Annotated in this window: 16 protein-coding genes; 10 read left to right on the top strand and 6 right to left on the bottom strand. The window is 72.4% G+C overall.

Annotated elements, in window-relative coordinates:
- Positions 1-4: 4 nt before the first annotated feature.
- The gene (locus ACIBHX_RS15595) at positions 5-1,081 is read right to left on the bottom strand and encodes an epoxide hydrolase family protein (RefSeq protein ID WP_397067740.1); all 1,077 of its coding nucleotides are present in this window, start codon (positions 1,079-1,081) and stop codon (positions 5-7) included.
- Positions 1,082-1,132: 51 nt separating this feature from the next.
- Here ACIBHX_RS15595 and ACIBHX_RS15600 point away from each other — a divergent pair, with 51 nt between their 5' ends.
- Both ACIBHX_RS15600 and ACIBHX_RS15605 read left to right on the top strand, forming a co-directional pair.
- Complete coding sequence (locus ACIBHX_RS15600) at positions 1,133-2,065, top strand: helix-turn-helix transcriptional regulator (RefSeq protein WP_397067741.1); 933 nt, start codon at positions 1,133-1,135, stop codon at positions 2,063-2,065.
- Positions 2,066-2,076: 11 nt separating this feature from the next.
- Positions 2,077-2,844 (top strand): acyl-CoA thioesterase domain-containing protein, encoded by a 768-nt coding sequence (locus ACIBHX_RS15605; protein WP_397067742.1) that lies wholly within the window; start codon positions 2,077-2,079, stop codon positions 2,842-2,844.
- Here ACIBHX_RS15605 and gndA read toward each other — a convergent pair.
- Both gndA and ACIBHX_RS15615 read right to left on the bottom strand, forming a co-directional pair.
- A complete protein-coding gene (gndA, locus tag ACIBHX_RS15610; RefSeq protein WP_397067743.1) occupies positions 2,841-4,265 on the bottom strand; it encodes an NADP-dependent phosphogluconate dehydrogenase in 1,425 nt (474 codons plus the stop codon). The two genes, ACIBHX_RS15605 and gndA, sit on opposite strands and share 4 nt — an antisense overlap.
- Before the next feature lie 66 nt (positions 4,266-4,331).
- On the bottom strand, positions 4,332-5,024 hold the full coding sequence (locus ACIBHX_RS15615) for an HAD family hydrolase (RefSeq protein WP_397067744.1): 693 nt from the start codon (positions 5,022-5,024) through the stop codon (positions 4,332-4,334).
- A gap of 23 nt (positions 5,025-5,047) precedes the next feature.
- Between ACIBHX_RS15615 and ACIBHX_RS15620 the strand changes: the two genes are divergently transcribed.
- The gene (locus tag ACIBHX_RS15620) at positions 5,048-5,695 is read left to right on the top strand and encodes an NAD(P)H-binding protein (RefSeq protein WP_397067745.1); all 648 of its coding nucleotides are present in this window, start codon (positions 5,048-5,050) and stop codon (positions 5,693-5,695) included.
- Here ACIBHX_RS15620 and ACIBHX_RS15625 read toward each other — a convergent pair.
- Positions 5,664-6,536, bottom strand: a complete 873-nt coding sequence (locus ACIBHX_RS15625) for a TIGR03854 family LLM class F420-dependent oxidoreductase (protein WP_397067746.1) — start codon at positions 6,534-6,536, stop codon at positions 5,664-5,666. The genes ACIBHX_RS15620 and ACIBHX_RS15625 overlap by 32 nt on opposite strands.
- A 9-nt stretch (positions 6,537-6,545) precedes the next feature.
- Here ACIBHX_RS15625 and ACIBHX_RS15630 point away from each other — a divergent pair, with 9 nt between their 5' ends.
- The 4 genes from ACIBHX_RS15630 to ACIBHX_RS15645 all read left to right on the top strand — a co-directional run bounded on the left by ACIBHX_RS15630 (position 6,546) and on the right by ACIBHX_RS15645 (position 8,611).
- A complete protein-coding gene (locus ACIBHX_RS15630; protein ID WP_397067747.1) occupies positions 6,546-6,839 on the top strand; it encodes an aldo/keto reductase in 294 nt (97 codons plus the stop codon).
- A 201-nt stretch (positions 6,840-7,040) separates the two neighbouring features.
- Complete coding sequence (locus ACIBHX_RS15635; protein WP_397067748.1) at positions 7,041-7,469, top strand: type II toxin-antitoxin system PemK/MazF family toxin; 429 nt, start codon at positions 7,041-7,043, stop codon at positions 7,467-7,469.
- Between the two features lie 211 nt (positions 7,470-7,680).
- Positions 7,681-8,070, top strand: a complete 390-nt coding sequence (locus ACIBHX_RS15640; protein ID WP_397067749.1) for a pyridoxamine 5'-phosphate oxidase family protein — start codon at positions 7,681-7,683, stop codon at positions 8,068-8,070.
- Between the two features lie 91 nt (positions 8,071-8,161).
- Positions 8,162-8,611 carry an SRPBCC domain-containing protein gene (locus ACIBHX_RS15645; RefSeq protein ID WP_397067750.1) on the top strand — a complete coding sequence of 150 codons (450 nt, stop codon included), beginning with the start codon at positions 8,162-8,164 and terminating at the stop codon, positions 8,609-8,611.
- On the opposite strand, the gene ACIBHX_RS15650 is transcribed toward ACIBHX_RS15645, so the two are convergent.
- Entirely contained in the window at positions 8,608-11,637 is a 3,030-nt protein-coding gene (locus ACIBHX_RS15650) for an AfsR/SARP family transcriptional regulator (RefSeq protein WP_397067751.1), read from the bottom strand. The genes ACIBHX_RS15645 and ACIBHX_RS15650 overlap by 4 nt on opposite strands.
- Before the next feature lie 59 nt (positions 11,638-11,696).
- Here ACIBHX_RS15650 and ACIBHX_RS15655 point away from each other — a divergent pair, with 59 nt between their 5' ends.
- Positions 11,697-13,151 carry an MFS transporter gene (locus ACIBHX_RS15655; protein ID WP_397067752.1) on the top strand — a complete coding sequence of 485 codons (1,455 nt, stop codon included), beginning with the start codon at positions 11,697-11,699 and terminating at the stop codon, positions 13,149-13,151.
- 177 nt (positions 13,152-13,328) lie between these two features.
- Entirely contained in the window at positions 13,329-14,762 is a 1,434-nt protein-coding gene (locus tag ACIBHX_RS15660; RefSeq protein ID WP_397067753.1) for a carboxylesterase/lipase family protein, read from the top strand.
- 12 nt (positions 14,763-14,774) lie between these two features.
- On the opposite strand, the gene ACIBHX_RS15665 is transcribed toward ACIBHX_RS15660, so the two are convergent.
- The gene (locus tag ACIBHX_RS15665) at positions 14,775-15,326 is read right to left on the bottom strand and encodes a TetR/AcrR family transcriptional regulator (protein WP_397067754.1); all 552 of its coding nucleotides are present in this window, start codon (positions 15,324-15,326) and stop codon (positions 14,775-14,777) included.
- 105 nt (positions 15,327-15,431) lie between these two features.
- Here ACIBHX_RS15665 and ACIBHX_RS15670 point away from each other — a divergent pair, with 105 nt between their 5' ends.
- On the top strand, positions 15,432-16,208 hold the full coding sequence (locus tag ACIBHX_RS15670; RefSeq protein ID WP_397067755.1) for an SDR family oxidoreductase: 777 nt from the start codon (positions 15,432-15,434) through the stop codon (positions 16,206-16,208).
- The last annotated feature ends 23 nt before the right edge of the window (positions 16,209-16,231 follow it).

A 16,231-nucleotide genomic window follows, 5' to 3' on the forward strand; every position in this document is an offset into this window, starting at 1 on the left:
AGGTTCAGGCGAGGCCGCCGAAGAACTTCCTGAGGTCCTCCGCCAACTCGGCGGGCGCCTGGAGGGCGGCGTAGTGGCCGCCCGTGGCGTACTCGGACCAGTGGACGACGTTGTGCGCCGTCTCCGCGTACCGCCTGACCGTGCTGTCCCCGGGGAAGACCGCGATGCCCGTCGGCGTCGTGCCGGGCGCCGAAGGGCGTTCCCAGGCGGCGGCGCTCTCCCGGTAGAGGCGGCCGGACGAGCCCGCCGTGTCGGTGAACCAGTAGATCGCCACGTTGGTGAGCACGTCGTCCCTGGCCACCCCGCCGACGTCGCGGCCCCAGGACTCGAAACAGTCCAGGTTCCACGCGAGTTGCCCGACCGGTGAGTCTGCCAGCCCGTACGCCAGCGTCTGCGGCCGTGTCGACTGAATGGCGGCATATCCGGAAATCTGCTGCCAGCGCTCCACCCCTCGAGCCCGCTCCACCTCCTCAGGCGTCAGGCCCGCCATGTCGTCCGTGGCGAACGTGGTGAGCGCGTTGACGTGCACGCCCACCACGTGCGCCGGATCGAGCCGCGCCACGGCGGGCGAGATGAGGGACCCGAAGTCGCCGCCCTGCACGCCGTACCGCGAATATCCGAGCGAGGCCATCAGCGAGACCCAGGCGGCGGCCACCCGCGCCACGCTCCACCCGGCGACCCGCGTCGGCCCGGAGAAGCCGAACCCGGGGATCGAGGGGATCACCAGGTGGAAGTCGCGGCTCAGATCCGCGGCGATGCGCGAGAAGTCGGCGAAGGAACTGGGCCACCCGTGGGTGAGCAGCAGCGGCAGCGCGTCGGACCGGGCCGAGCGGACGTGCGCGAAGTGCACCCGCTGCCCGTCGATCTCGGTCACGAACTGCGGCAGCCGGTTCAGCCGCTCCTCGTGCTCGCGCCACGAGTAGCCGTCCAGCCAGTACGACGCCAGCTCCCGCACGGCGGAGACAGGCACGCCGTACGACCAGCCAACGGACTCCAGCTCGGCAGGCCAGCGAGTACGGCGCAGCCGCTCGTGCAGGTCGTCGAGCCGGGACTGGGGAACGTCGATACGAAAAGCTTCCATGAGCAGCACGCTAGGAGGCATCGCGGCCAGGATCGGGCCACAATGGCGGTCGTGTTGGAAACCTCGGCGCGGCTGCTGCGCCTGCTGTCGCTGTTGCAGTCAAAGCGCGAGTGGGCCAGCGCCGACCTGGCGGAACGGCTGGACGTGGCGGTCAGGACCGTCCGGCGCGACGTCGAGCGGTTGCGCAGCCTGGGCTACCCGGTGCACTCCTCGCCGGGCGTGGCCGGCGGCTACCGGCTGGGCGCCGGGGCGAGCCTGCCGCCGCTGCTGCTCGACGACGAGGAGGCCGTCGCGGTGGCTGTCGGCCTGCGTACGGCGGCGGGCGGCACGGTGACCGGGATCGAGGAGACGTCGCTGCGCGCGCTGGCCAAGCTGGAACAGGTACTGCCGGCCCGCCTGCGCCACCGCGTCAACGCCCTGCAGACCCACACCCTGCCGATCATCCGCGAGGGCCCGACGGTCGACCCGGAGACGCTCACCCGCATCGCCGCGGCCTGCCGCGACAGGGAGCAGCTCCGCTTCGACTACACCGACCACCACGGCGAGTCGAGCGTACGGCAGGCCGAGCCGTACAACCTGGTCAGCAGGGGACGCCGCTGGTATCTCGTGGGCTGGGACACCGACCGGCGCGACTGGCGCACCTACCGGGCCGACAGGATCCACCCCAGAACGCCCAACGGCCCCCACTTCCCACCAAGAGACCTCCCCGCCACAGATATCGCAAAGTGGGTAGAAATCCGGATCGGCCGGGATATGTGGCCCATCGCGGCAAAAATCCGTATCAACGCGCCGGCCAGCGCCATCGAAGGCCGCACCTCCGGCATCGTCACGCCGATCAACGAGAACACCTGCGAGCTCCTCCTCCGCGGCGACGACCTCGGCCTGATCGGCATCACCGTCTGCTTCCTCGACGTCGACTTCGAGGTGCTCGAGCCACCCGAGCTGAAGGACCATCTCCGCCGCCTGGCCCGACGCCTGCTCTAGAATCTCGTTCTGTGACGACACCGTTCTTCAGCACCAAGGGCGACGACCTGGTCCCCGCGCCGATCGCGCGCAGCCCGTGGTCGCCCGACATGCTGCACGGCCGCCTGCTCGGCGGCCTGGCGGCCCGTGCCGTCGAGGCGGAACACCTGGACGACGGCCTGCACCCGGCCAGGCTCACCGTGGACCTGTTCCGCAACAGCCCGCTGCTGCCGGTGTCGGTGACGGCCACCCGGATCAGGGACGGCCGCCGCATCCGGGTCGTCGACGTCACCATGGAAACCGAGCAGGGCCCGATCGGCCGCGCGAGCGCGGTGCTGCTGAGGAAGGCCGAGCAGCCGGACGGCGAGCGGCTGCTGACCCCACCGTGGGACGAGAAGCCGCCTGCAGGGCCCGCCTCGTTCCCGGCTGTGAACTGGGAGCCGCCGTTCGACCTGTGGCGGCTGACGGACTGGCAGACCGCCGGGCCCAAGCGGGTCTGGACCAGGGAGACACACCCGCTGGTCGGCCAGGAGGCGGTGACACCGTTCGTACGGGCGGCGCTGGCGGCCGACTTCGCCAGCCCGCTCAGCAACTCGGGCACCGCCGGCGTGGCGTTCATCAACGCGGACTACACGCTGACGCTGGCCAGGCTGCCCGCGGGCGAGCACATCGGGATCGAGTCCACCGGCCACCTGAGCACGGCGGGCATCGCGACGGGCCAGTGCACCCTGCACGACGAGGCGGGCCCGATCGGCTACTGCGTGGTCACCGCGGTGGCCAACCGGGCCCTCGGCTCCTAGGCCTGGTGCTCGGCGCGGTCGCCCGACCAGTCGGTGTGGAAGACGCCCTCGCGATCGACCCGGCGGTAGGTGTGCGCGCCGAAGTAGTCGCGCAGCCCCTGCACCAGCGCGGCCGGCAGCCGGTCGCGGCGCAGGCCGTCGTAGTAGGCCAGCGCCGAGGAGAAGCCGGGCGTCGGCACCCCGATCTGCACGGCCGTGGTCACCACGCGCCGCCAGGCCTCCTGGGCCGCGTTCAACGCCGCCGCGAACATCGGCGCGGTCAGCAGCGTGGGCAGGTTCGGGTCGGCGTCGTAGGCCTCGCGGATCCGGTCGAGGAAGCGGGCCCTGATGATGCAGCCGCCGCGCCAGATCGTGGCCATCGCCCCGAGGTCGATGTCCCAGCCGTACTCCTTGGAGGCGGCCGCCATCTGGTCGAAGCCCTGCGCGTAGGCCACGATCTTCGAGGCGTACAGCGCGTGCCGTACCTCCTCGACGAGCTCGCGCCCGCCTACGCCCGACAGCGTGGGGCCCTCGAGCGAGCGTGCGGCGGCGCGCTGCTCGGGGTGGCCCGACAGGGCGCGGGCGAAGACGGCCTCGGCGATGCCGGTCACGGGCACGCCCAGGTCAAGAGCGCTCTGCACGGTCCACCGGCCGGTGCCCTTCTGCTCGGCCTGGTCGACCACGACGTCCAGGAACGGCTTGCCGGTGGCCGCGTCCACCTGGTCGAGCACCTGGGCGGTGATCTCGATCAGGTACGACTCCAGCTCACCCTGGTTCCACTCGCGGAACACCTCGGCCAGCTCGGCCGGGGTGGCGCCGAGCGCCTGGCGAAGCAGGTCGTAGGACTCGGCGATGAGCTGCATGTCGGAGTACTCGATGCCGTTGTGCACCATCTTCACGAAGTGCCCGGCGCCGTCGGGGCCCACGTGCACGGCGCACGGCACGCCGTCCACCTTGGCCGAGATGTCCTGCAGGATCGGGCCGAGCGCTTCCCAGGACTCCACCGAACCGCCGGGCATGATGCTGGGCCCGTGCAGCGCGCCCTCCTCGCCACCGGAGATGCCGGCGCCGACGAAGTGGATGCCGCGCTCCCGCAGCGCCGCCTCCCGCCTGCGCGTGTCGGCGAAGTGCGCGTTGCCGCCGTCGACGATCATGTCGCCCGGCTCCATCACCGCCGCCAGCTCCTCGATCACGGCGTCCGTCGGAGCGCCCGCCTTGACCATGATGATCGCCCGCCGCGGTCGCTTGAGCGAGGCCACGAAGCCGGCCACGTCCTCCGAAGGCACGAACGTCCCCTCGCCGCCGAACTCCTTGACGAGTGCCTGGGTACGGCTCGCCGAACGGTTGTGCACGGCCACCGCGTACCCGTGCCCGGCCAGATTCCTGGCGAGGTTGCGGCCCATCGTGGCCAGGCCGGTGACGCCGATGTCTGCCAAGTCCATCGAAAGCTCCTCTGTCGTGGATACGCTCGGATCCAGCCAGGTGGTTCGGCCCGATATTCCCACGGGTCAGTCGGCCAGCCGCACCCCGAGCTCATCAAGTCTGCTCAGCATGTCGGCCGGATCGGCGTAGACCCGGAAGGCGCCCGAGCGTTCGAGCTCGTCGCGGCCGTAGCCGCCCGACAGCAGCCCCACGCCGAGCGCGCCCGCGCGCCGGGCGGCCAGCAGGTCCCAGACGCTGTCTCCCACCACCATCGCATGGGCGGGATCGATGCCGAGCAGCGACGCCCCCGCCAGGAACAGATCGGGGTCGGGCTTGGCCCTGCGCACCATGTCCCTGGTGACCATCGGCGTGTCCTCGGGCAGGCCGAGCATGCCCAGCGCCAGGCGCGCCGTACGGGAGTAGCCGCTGGTGGCGATCGCCCAGGGCACGCGGCGCGCGGTCAGCTCGGTCAGCAACTCCACCGCGCCCGGCAGCGGCCTGACCGAGTCGACCTGCTCGGCGTAGGCGTCGGCGTGCATGGTCTGCAACCGGTCGATCTGCTCGGCGGTCAGCTTCAGCCCGGTCTCGCGCAGCAGCGCGGTCACGAACAGGCCGCCGCTCATGCCGATGCGCCGGTGGATGCGCCACACCGACAGGTCGATGCCCATCGCGGAGAGCGCCTGACGCCAGGCGATCACGTGCTGGTAGACGCTGTCGATCAGCGTCCCGTCCAGGTCGAACAGGAACGAGGGCGGCGGTGCCTCAGGAAACTCGTACATGGCCCCATGACACCATGGACAGCATGAAGATCGTGATAGCGGGCGGGCACGGCAAGATCGCGCTCCGGCTCGAACGGCTGCTCGGCGCCGACGCGGTCGGCCTGGTGCGCAACCCCGCGCACGTCGCCGACGTCGAGGCCGCCGGCGCCCGGGCCGTGGTGCTGGATCTGGAGAGCGCGACCGTCGACGAGGTCGCCAAGGTGCTGGAGGGCGCGGACGCGGCCGTCTTCGCGGCCGGCGCCGGCCCGGGCAGCGGCGTGGCGCGCAAGGACACGGTCGACAGGGCCGCCTCGGTGCTGCTTGCCGACGCGGCCGAGCGGGCGGGCGTGCGGCGTTTCGTCCAGATCTCCTCGCTGGGCGCGGGCAGGCCGTCGGCGTCCGGGTCCGACGAGGTGTGGGCCGCCTACATCAACGCCAAGACCGAGGCGGAGGACGACCTGCGCCGCCGCGACCTGGACTGGACGATCCTGCGGCCGGGCGGCCTGACCGACGCTCCCGGCATGGACCGGGTACGGCTGGCGCCGCAGGTGCCGCGCGGCACGGTGCCACGCGACGACGTGGCGGCCGTGATCGTCGCCCTGCTGGCCGAGCCCGGCACCGCGGGACTGACGCTGGAGCTGGTGTCGGGCGACGACCCGGTCAGTTCTGCAGTGGCATCAATTCTCGGGTGAACCCGTCGAGGAACTCCCGCAGCCCGGGTTCCCGTCCGGCCGGCCGTACCACGAACTTGGTCAGACCGGCGGCCACGTAGCGCTCGACCTGCGCCCGCGCGGCGGCCCAGCCGGCGGGCACGAGCGCGGCCGGGTCGGCGTCCGGGCGGCGGCGCCTGATCGAGGCGAGCAGGTCGTCGGAGACGTCGCCGAGGGCGACCGCGATCGAGATGCCGAAGTGGTCGGGCTCGATCTCCCGCCCGGCCTCGGCGGCGTGCCGCTGGATCTCCTCGCGCCTGGCGCCGGCCTCCGCGGGGGTGAGCAGGCTGCCGAGCCAGCCGTCCGACAGCCTGCCCGCCCTGCGCAGCGCGGCCGGGGCGCTGCCGCCCACCCACAGGTCGAGTGGCTTGGCGGGCAGCGGGCCGACGCCGGCGTCCGTGACCCGGTAGTAGTCGCCCTTGAAGGTGACCTGTTCCTGCCGCAGCAGCTGCCTGAGCAGGCTCAGTCCCTCGTCGAACACCTCCCCTCTGGGACCGTCGACGGGGAAGGCGTCGCGCTCGCGCGGCCGGGCCGGTGACACGCCGAACGCGGGCAGCACCCGCCGGGGATGGAGCGCGGCCAGGGAGGCCAGCTGCTTGGCCACCAGGACGGGGTGGCGGCCGGGCAGGATCGCCACGCCGAAGCCCACCTTCAGCGCGCGGGTGCGCGACAGGGCGTGGGCCATGCCGATGAACGGGTCGATCGAGGCGTCGTAGACGCGTTCGGAGATCCAGAGCGAGTCGATGCCCAGCTCCTCGGCCAGGTCGACGGTCTGCGTGAAGTCGGCTGAGCCCGGCGGCGCGATTCCTAGACGAATCTTCATACTGGAAGCGTGACTGAATTTCGCGTACTTGGACGTACCGGTCTCAAGGTCAGCCCACTCTGCCTTGGCGCGATGATGTTCGGCGGCTGGGGCGAGCAGTCGGCCGATGAGTCGGCCAGGATCATCGACAGGGCGCTCGACGCCGGGATCAACTTCATCGACACCGCCGACGTCTACTCGCAGGGGCAGTCGGAGGAGTACGTCGGGCAGGCACTGGCCAAGAACGGCAGGCGCGACGACAGGCCCGCGGGCGGCGCTTGCGGCGAGTCGATGACACTTGCTCACCGTCACGGCGCTTCGTGACCCGGGCACCCCGGTCCCCACTTCCCCCCGCAAGAGGCGCCGACTTTCACCGCCCCCTCTTCCCGCCGACCCGGCGCCTGGAAAGCAACCGTGGAGTGCCGCCCGGAAGCGCGAGCCGCCTGGGAGCGTGAGCGTGGGTGGCGGCTGGGAGACGGTGGGAGCGTGGCGGTTGGTGGGGGTGGGGTTCGATAGGGTGCGGGGATGGGTGATCTTGGGGAGGACCCGCGGCCCGCTCGGGGGGCCGTGCGCGAGGTGTTCGGGATCGATCGGGTGGCGGAGTTGGATTACTCGCCCGAGCTGGACGGCATGGCGGATCCCGGAGAGGTCGTCTGGGCGTGGGTGCCGTACGAGGAGGACCAGGACCGGGGCAAGGACCGGCCGCTGCTCGTGGTGGGCAGGGCGGGAGACGGGCTGCTCGGCGTGATGCTGTCCAGCCACGGCGACGACGACCCCGAATGGCTCGAGCTGGGTGCCTGGGGCCGCGACGGCAAGGTGTCGTACGTGCGCCTCGACCGGGTGTTCCTGCTGTCGGAGGAGGGGATCCGGCGCGAGGGCGCCGTCCTGGACGCCGACCGCTTCACCCGGGTCGCGGCACGTCTGCGCGACCTTCACGGCTGGCGCGTCGCCTGACCCCTTATGGCCGGCGCGTCTCGTGACCCCAGAATGATGACCATGAGGGTCGTGGTGATCGGGAGTGGGATCGTCGGTGCGGGCGCCGCCTATGAGTTGAGCCGCCCGCCGCCCCTCGATGTCGCCCCGTATCGGGCCTGATGCTGCCTCGATGAAGCAAGGCGTGTAGGCTCAGAGTGAGTTAGTCAACTAACATAGAAGGGTTGAGACGATGAGTCGTCTGTCGGCCTCCGACGCGGCGTTCCTCGAGGAGCCGCACGCTGGGGTGTTCACCACGATCCGGCCGGACGGGTCGCCGCACACGGCACCTGTCCGCTTCACCTGGGATGCGGAGGAGGGGCTGGCCAGGGTCATGACCAGGTCGGCCACCCGCAAGGTCCGCAACCTGCTCGCGGGCCCCGCCTCCCGGGTGGCGATCTGCCAGGTATGGGGACCGAGGTGGGTCACGCTCGAGGGCACCGCCACGGTCCGCGACGATCCTGATCGCGTCGCCGAGGGGGCTCGCAGGTACGCGGCCCGCTACGGCGCGCTGCCGCCGGAGCCGCCCGGCCGGGTCGTCATCGAGATCGCCGTCGACCGGGTGATGACGCTGCCGCGGTGAGAAGCCGGCCTTAAGGCCGCGGGAAGGCGATCGTAAGGGCCGGAGGCGAAGGTGGAACCACTTCGGACAACGACGAGAAGGGACCACGGAGATGTCGAACACCCCCACCGCGCAGTACGAGCTGGACCGCGACTTCGACGCCCCGCGTGAGGACGTCTACCAGGCCTGGACCGACCCCGAGCGCTTCGCCCGCTGGTTCGGGCCGCGCGCCTACGCCACCCCGGCCGACCGGGTGCGCCTGGACGTGCGCCCCGGCGGCCGGTGGGAGGCGACGGTGGTGTCGGGCGACGGGTTCGAGGCGACGCTGGAGGGCGCCTACCGCGAGGTGCGGGCGCCCGAGCGGCTCGTCTTCACCACCGGCGACCCGGACAACCCCGGCGACGGCCCCGCCTCGGTGGTGACGATCGAGTTTGCGACCACCGGGACGGGCACCCACATGCGCTTCCATCAGTACGGCGTCAACACCACCCAGGAGCACGCCGAGGGCGCCCGCACCGGCTGGATCGAGTTCTTCGACCGCCTGGCCGAGGAGGTGGCCTAGTCGAGGACGGTGCGGACGTCGGCGAGCTTCACGCGGCGCCCGTGCTCGAACTCCGCCTCGAACACCGCATCGCCCAGGGTCTCCCGCGCGCCCGCCGCGATGCGGTCGAGCTCGGCCTGGCTGCTGGGTCCCGCGGGCGTCCCGAGGGACGCCATGGCTTCGGTGGCGACCCCGAGCAGCCGGGCCGCCACCGCCGGCGATCCCGTGGCGGCCAGCGCGCCGGCCAGCCCCGCGACCGCGAAAGCGCAGGTGCGTGGGTCTCCGATCCGCTCGGCCGCGGCCAGCGCCTCCAGGTGCAGTTCCTTGGCGGCGTCGGCCTCGCCCTGTGCCTCCTTCATGAAGCCCAGCTCGATGAGCGTGTCAGCGAGGTGCATTGAGGGCTCCGCGTCCGGATCGCGCGGCACGCCGTCGAGCAGCCGCGTCAGGTGTTCCGTGGCCAGCTCGAAACGCCCCGCCCGCCGCGCGGAGAACCCCAGCCCCATCCCCGTGAACACCAGTCCCTCGTGGAACCCCTGTTCCACGGCCCGGTCCATGCCGCGGCCGCACAGCTCGATCGCCCGGTCGTAGTCGCCCGTCTCCATGGCGATCCAGCCGCGCCAGGCCAGGAACCGCACCGACTCCGGCCACAGCCGCAGTTCCTCGGCCATGCGCAGCCCCTCGGTGAAGAACCGGTCCGCCGTGGCGTAGTCGCCCTGCATCTCGGCCAGCCCGCCCAGCCAGCCGATGTGCTTGAGCTGGCCCCACCGGTCGCCCAGCGAGCGGAACAGCTGCCTGCCGCGGGTCGCGTCGTGTTCGACGGCTACCGCGTCGCGCCTGGTGAAGGCCTCCATGGCACGCATACTCAGCGCCAACGCCTCGCCCCAGGTGTCGCCACGCTCGATCAGCATCGGCAGCGCGCGGGTGACCAGCTCCTGCCCGGAGGCCAGGTCCGGCATCGCCTGGGCGGCGAACAGCAGCGCCCGCGGGTCGTCGTGGCCGTCGAGCACCGCGGCCCGGTCGGTCTGCTCGCCGAGCATCAGCGCGAACCCCGTCCGCCAGGCGGCCGCCCTCGGGTCGTCAGGGAAGCGGTCCAGCGTCTCGCGCGCCTCGACCAGCCTGCCGCGCAGGAACCAGTACCAGACCAGCGCGTTGGCCAGCCGTGCCGAGCCGCGCGCCGCGCGCAGGTTCGCCGCCTCGGCGTCGAGCCGCTCCAGCCACTCGCGCTGCTCTCCCCCGCGCAGCAGCGGATCGGCTCGTACGGCGAGCGCGGTGTAGTGGTCCGCGTGCCGTACCGCCAGCTCCTCCTGCTCGCCCGCCTCGGCCAGGCGTTCACGCGAGTACTCGGCCACCGACTCGAGCAGCCGGTAGCGCACACCGAGCGGTGTCTCGACGGCGGCCACCAGCGAGCGGTCCACGAGGCGGACCAGCAGGTCGAGCACGTCGTCGGGATCCACGTCGCCGCCCGAGCAGACCTCCTCGGCCGCCTCGAGCGTGCAGCCGCCCGCGTGCACCGACAGGCGGCGCAGCACGATCCGCTCGGGCTCGGTGAGCAGGTTCCAGCTCCAGTCGATCATCGTGGTGAGGGTGGTGCCGCGGTGTCCCATGGCCAGCAGCCTGAAGCGGTCCTCCAGCCGTTCGGCGAGCTTGTGCACGCCGAGCGCGCGGACCTTGGTGGCGGCCAGCTCGATCGCCAGCGGGATCCCGTCCAGCCGCCTGACCAGCCGGGCGACCGCCTCCACGTTGCCGGCCTCAAGCGTGAACCCGGAGGCGCGGGCGGTGAACAGCTTGACCGCGCTGGAGTCCGCCACGGCCTGCGGCTCGGCGCCGTCCGGTACGGCCAGCGGCGGCACCCCCAGCACGGCCTCGCCCGGCAGGCCCAGAGGCTCCCTGCTGGTGGCCAGCACCCGCAGCCCCGGCGCGGCGCGCAGCAGCCGCCCGACCAGCTCGGCCACCGGCTCCACGAGGTGCTCGCAGTTGTCCAGGACCAGCAGCAGCTTCCTGGAGCGCAGCGCCTCGGCCAGGTCGGTGTCCTGCCGGATCTCGAGCGTCTCTTCCACGGCCTCCAGCGGCGAGTCGACGGGCGCCAGCTCCACCAGCCACGCCCCGTCCGGGTACGCCTCGACCAGCCGGGTGGCCGCCTCGACCGCCAGCCGGGTCTTGCCCACGCCGCCGGGTCCGGTCAGTGTGACCAGCCGCCGCTCCCCCAGCAGCGCGCCGACCTCGGTCACCGCGTCGTCCCTGCCGATCAGGTCGCTGAGCTGGGCGGGCAGGTTCGTGCGCGGCCGCTCGCGGGCCGGGTTCAGCGCCGGGTCCTGTTCCAGGATGGCCTGGTGCAGCGCGGCCAGCTCGGGGCCGGGGTCCAGGCCGAGCTCGTCGGCCAGCCGCTCGCGCAGCTCGCCGTAGCTGGCCAGGGCCTCGCTCTGCCGTCCCGACCGGTACAGGGCCTTGAGGTGTACGGCGCGCAGCCGCTCCCTGAGCGGGTGCCGGGCCACCAGGTCGCCCAGCTCGCCCACCAGCGCGGCGTGCTCGCCGAGCTCCAGCCGCGCCTCGACGTGCTGTTCCAGGGCGGTGAGCCGCTGCTCCTCCAGCCGGACGACGGTGGCCTGGGTGAACTCCTCATCGGCGAAGTCGGCGAAGGCCGGGCCGCGCCACAGCGCCAGCGCGTCGGCCAGCAGCGCGGCCGCGGTCCTGGCGTCCCCCGCGGCCTCGGCGCGGGCGACCAGCGCGGCGAAGCGGCCGGCATCGACCGCGTCGGGCTCGACCTGCAGCAGGTAGCCGGGCGAGCGCGAGACCACCAGGTCGCGGGCGCCGGGCTCGGCCTCGTCCAGCGCCTTGCGCAGCTGCGACACGCGCACCTGGACCGCGGCGGCCGGGTTGCCCGGCACGTCCTGCCCCCACAGGTCGTCGACGAGCCGGTCCACCGACACGGGCCGGCCCGCGTGCACCAGCAGATCGGCCAGCAGGGCGCGGACCTTCAGCCCGGGGATCGTCACCCGCCGGCCGCCGTCGGTCCACACGTCCAGCGGTCCCAGCACTCCAAAGCGCATGCAGCCGACCTTAAGGGCACGAGAAGGGGACCTGAAGCGGCCGAGCGCATCGTGAAGCCATGAACACCGACACGACCCCCAAGGCGGGACGCAAGGAATGGATCGGGCTGGCCGTGCTGGCGCTGCCCACGCTGCTGCTGTCGCTGGATGTGAGCGTGCTGTACCTGGCGCTGCCGCACCTGAGCTCCGGGCTCGGCGCCACCGCTCCCCAGCAGCTGTGGATCATGGACATCTACTCGTTCATGCTGGCCGGCTTCCTGGTGACGATGGGCACGCTGGGCGACAGGATCGGGCGGCGCAAGCTGCTGCTGATCGGCGGGGCGGCCTTCGGCGTCGCCTCGGTGGTGGCCGCCTACTCCACCAGCGCCGAAATGCTGATCGCGGCCAGGGCGCTGCTCGGGATCGCCGGCGCCACGCTGATGCCGTCGTCGATGGCGCTCATCCGGAACATGTTCCGCGACCCCGGGCAGATGGGCGCCGCGATGAGCGTGTGGTTCGCCTGCTTCATGGGCGGCATGGCGCTCGGCCCGCTGGTGGGCGGCGTGCTGCTCGAGCACTTCTGGTGGGGCGCGGCGTTCCTGCTCGGCGTGCCGTTCATGGCGCTGCTGCTGGTGGCCGGCCCCGTGCTGCTGCCCGAATACAGGGCGCCCGGTTCCGGGCGGCTCGACCTGGCCAGCGTCGTCCTGTCGCTGGGCGCGATCCTGCCGGTGATCTACGGGCTGAAGGACATCGCCAGGAACGGCTGGCACCCGCTGTCCGTGGCCGCCGTGGTGATCGGCGCGGTCTTCGCGGTCGTGTTCGTCCGGCGCCAGCGCCGCCTGGCCGACCCACTGCTGGACCTGCGGCTGTTCGTCGACCGGGCCTTCAGCACCACGCTCGGCGTCATGCTGCTCGGCGGCGTGGTGATGGCGGGGACCTCGCTGGTCAGCACCCTGTATCTGCAGTCGGTCGCCGGGCTGTCTCCGCTGCACGCCGGGCTCTGGCTGATCCCGCAGAACATCGTGATGATCGCCGCGATCGTCGCCGCTCCCAGGATCGGCCGGCGGATCCCTCCCGCGTACGTGATGGCGGCCGGGCTGGCCGTGGCCGCGCTCGGGCTGATCGTCCAGACGCAGGCGCCCTCCGGGGGCGGCGTGATCGTGGTGGTGGCCGGGCTGGTGCTGGCATCCGGCGGCATCGCGCTGCCGATGGGGCTGGGCAACGGCATCATCATCGGCTCCGCCCCGCCCGAGCGGGCCGGGTCGGCGGCCTCGATCCTGGAGACCTCCGGCGAGTTCGGCGTCGCCCTCGGTGTGGCGCTGCTCGGCAGCCTGGCCAGCGCGGTCTACCGGGCGGTCCTGCCGGCCGGCGCCGCGGACGCGGTCCGCGAGGGGATCAGCTCGGCGGGCGGCGCGCCGGCCGCGCTGGACGCCTTCACCACCAGCCTGCACGCGGTCGCCGGGGTCGGCGCGGCGGTCTTCGTGGCCCTGGCGCTGCTCACCGTGGCGGTGCTGCGCAAGCCCCAGGCCGCGTGAGCCCCCGTTCCCCGCTGAGCACATCCTCGAAGGCGCCTCACCCTCTGGGTCCGGCGCCTTCCGCACGTCAGGGCCCGGTGATCCGTGGCGGCCTGCCTTAAATCCCTTGGTTCCCTTTTTACCAATATGTGAGACTGAAGATCCCTTGACCTCCACGGGTGGCAGAGAGGACGCGCGATGACCACGATCACGACGGGCAGGATTCGCGGCCTGGAGGAGGACGGCGTCGCCGTCTTCAGGGGCATCCCCTATGCCAGGGCCCCGTTCGGGCCGCTCCGGCTCGCCGCTCCGGTGCCCGCCGAGCCGTGGGACGGCGTGCGCGACGCCCTCGCCTTCGGCCCGCGGCCGCCGCAGCCGCCGATGTACCCCGGGATGCCGGCGTGGGACCCGGCCGACGGGCTCGACTGCCTGACGGTCAACGTCTGGACGCCCGACGCGGGCGGCTCGGGGCTGCCGGTCATGATGTGGATCTACGGCGGCGCCTACTGGGTGGGCTCGGCCGACCGGCCCGAGTATGACGGCACGCGGCTGGCCCGCGAGGGCGTGGTCGTGGTCACCTTCAACCACCGGGTCGGCTTCGAGGGCTACGGGCACGTGGAGGGCGCCCCGGCCAACCGGGCGCTGCTCGACCAGGTGCTGGCGCTGCGCTGGGTGCAGAACAACATCGCCGCGTTCGGCGGCGATCCGGGCAACGTCACGATCTTCGGCGAGTCGGCGGGGGCAGGCGCGGTGGCGTGCCTGCTGGCGATGCCGTCGGCGGCGGGGCTGTTCCGGCGGGCGATCGCGCAGAGCGTGCCCGGGATGTTCTACACGCCGCGGTACGCCGCCATGGTGACGCGGGCCCTGCTCGGGCAGGCGGGGGGCGGCACGCCGTACGAGCTGACGCCCGAGGCCGCCGTGGAGGCGGCGGGGCTGGTGGCCTACGGCGAGATGCGCGGCGATCCCGAGCGGTGGGGGACGATGGCGTTCGCGCCGACCCCGTTCGCGCCGGTGGTGGACGGGGAGGTGCTGCCGGACACGCCGTGGAACGCGTTGGCCGACGGGGCCGGCGGCGACGTGGAGCTGATCACCGGCTACACCAGGGACGAGTACCTGCTGTTCCAGATGATGAACGGCGGGGCGGCGGAGCTGGGACCGGCGCTGAAGATGCTCGCCCCGGCGGACGCGGGCGTCGTGTACCGGACCGCGCATCCTCAGGCGTCCGACGCGGACCTGCTGGTGATGCTGATGTCGGACTGGATGTTCAGGATGCCGAGCGCGTTGCTGGCCGACGCGCACACCGGGCCCACCTTCGCCTACGAACTGACCTGGGCGCCGCAGCCGGAGCTCGGCGCCTGCCACGGGCTGGACGTGCCGCTGACGTTCGGGACCGTCCAGGGGCAGCTGGCAGGGCTGATCATCGGCGACTCGCCACACGCGGAGGACATGTCGCGACAGTTCCGCACCGCCTGGACGCGCTTCGCAGCCACGGGCGACCCCGGCTGGCCCGCCTACGACCCGGTGACCGCCACGACGCATCTGTTCGACGTCGAGCCGCGCGACGTGCCCGACCCCGAGGCGGCCTCCCGTGCCCTGTGGTCCGAGCCCGGATTTCCCCCGATCGACGCCTGAGCAGGGAGATTGTCAGAGGCCGCGGTCGGTGCCGACGCCGCGCAGCAGGGTGTCGACGACCAGGGTCGCGGCGGCGTCAGGGTCTGCCGCGGCCGTCTGGGCGGCCTCGTGGATGAGGGCGTAGTAGACGCGGCGGGCCCAGCCCAGGTCGGCGTCCGGGCGCAGCACGCCCGCGTCGCGGGCACGGCGGAAGAGGCGGTCGCACTGCTCCTCGACGTCCGCGTGCACCCGGGCCACCTCGGGGTCGGAACGGCTCATCGCGAAGCCCCAGTCGGCTTTCACCCGTAGCACATTCGCCGTGACCTGGTAGAGCGCGACCAGCGGCGGCGTCGTGTCCGGGTGCGCCGCGGCGACGGCCTCGGCGAAGCGGCCCGCCGCCCAGCCAGTCATCGCCGACACGAGCGCCTCGCGGGAGGCGAAGCGGCGGTGCACCGTGGTGCGGGCCACCCCCGCGGCCTCGGCGATCTGCTCCATGCTGGCCGCCGGGTTCTTGCTGAGTACGCGTTCGGCCGCCTCGAGGATCGCCTGAATTGTCCGCGAGGTGTCCGCTCTGAGCTGGGCCACTCGGTCATGGTACTGCATGGTTCCCATTCCGACAGGAGTTGCATCATTTCTGTTGCAAGTCGTAGAGTCGCGGCATCGATGAAGATGCATATGGGAGGAACGACCATGGACATGCGACTCAGCGGCAAGTCCGCACTCGTCACGGGCGCCAGCCGTGGGCTTGGGCTGGCGATCGTCAGGGCGCTGACGGCCGAGGGCATGCGCGTCACGGGCGCCGCCCGGACGATCTCGCCCGAGCTTGAGGCGACCGGCGCGGCGGCGATCGCCGCGGACCTGTCGACAGCTTCGGGTGTCGAGGCCGTGCTCGACCGGCTGGGCGACCTGGACCTGCTGGTCAACAACGTGGGCGGCGGCGACGGCGGCGAGGGGCAGCTCGGCGGTTTCCTCGGCTTCGACGACGAGCAGTGGCGCCGAGCCCACGACCTGAACTTCCTCAGCGCCGTCCGCGTCACCCGCGGCGCCCTGCCCGGTCTGGTGCGCACGCGCGGCGCCGTGGTCAACATCTCCTCCAACGGCGCCCGCATGCCGCACGCGGGACCGGTCACCTACACCACGGCCAAGGCGGCGCTCACCGCGTTCGGCAAGGCCCTGGCCGAGGAGTTCGGCCCGCAAGGGGTACGCGTCAACACCATCTCCCCCGGCCTCGCGCGCACCGCGATGTGGGAGGCCCCGGACTCGTACGGCGCGGCCCTGGCGGGAGCCATGGGGGTGGATCACGAGCAGCTGCTGGCGGGGCTGCCGTCGAGCGCCGGAATGACCACCGGTAAATTCGTCGAGCCGGAGGAGATCGCCGCCCTGGTGACGTACCTGGCCTCGCCGCACGCCGCCAGCGTCAACGGCGCGGACTACGTCATCGATGGCGGATCGATCAAAACCGTCTAGAATCTATCGCGATATATCTGTCC

The sequence above is a fragment of the Nonomuraea sp. NPDC050536 genome, assembly GCF_044457685.1.
Classification (GTDB): Bacteria; Actinomycetota; Actinomycetes; order Streptosporangiales; family Streptosporangiaceae; genus Nonomuraea.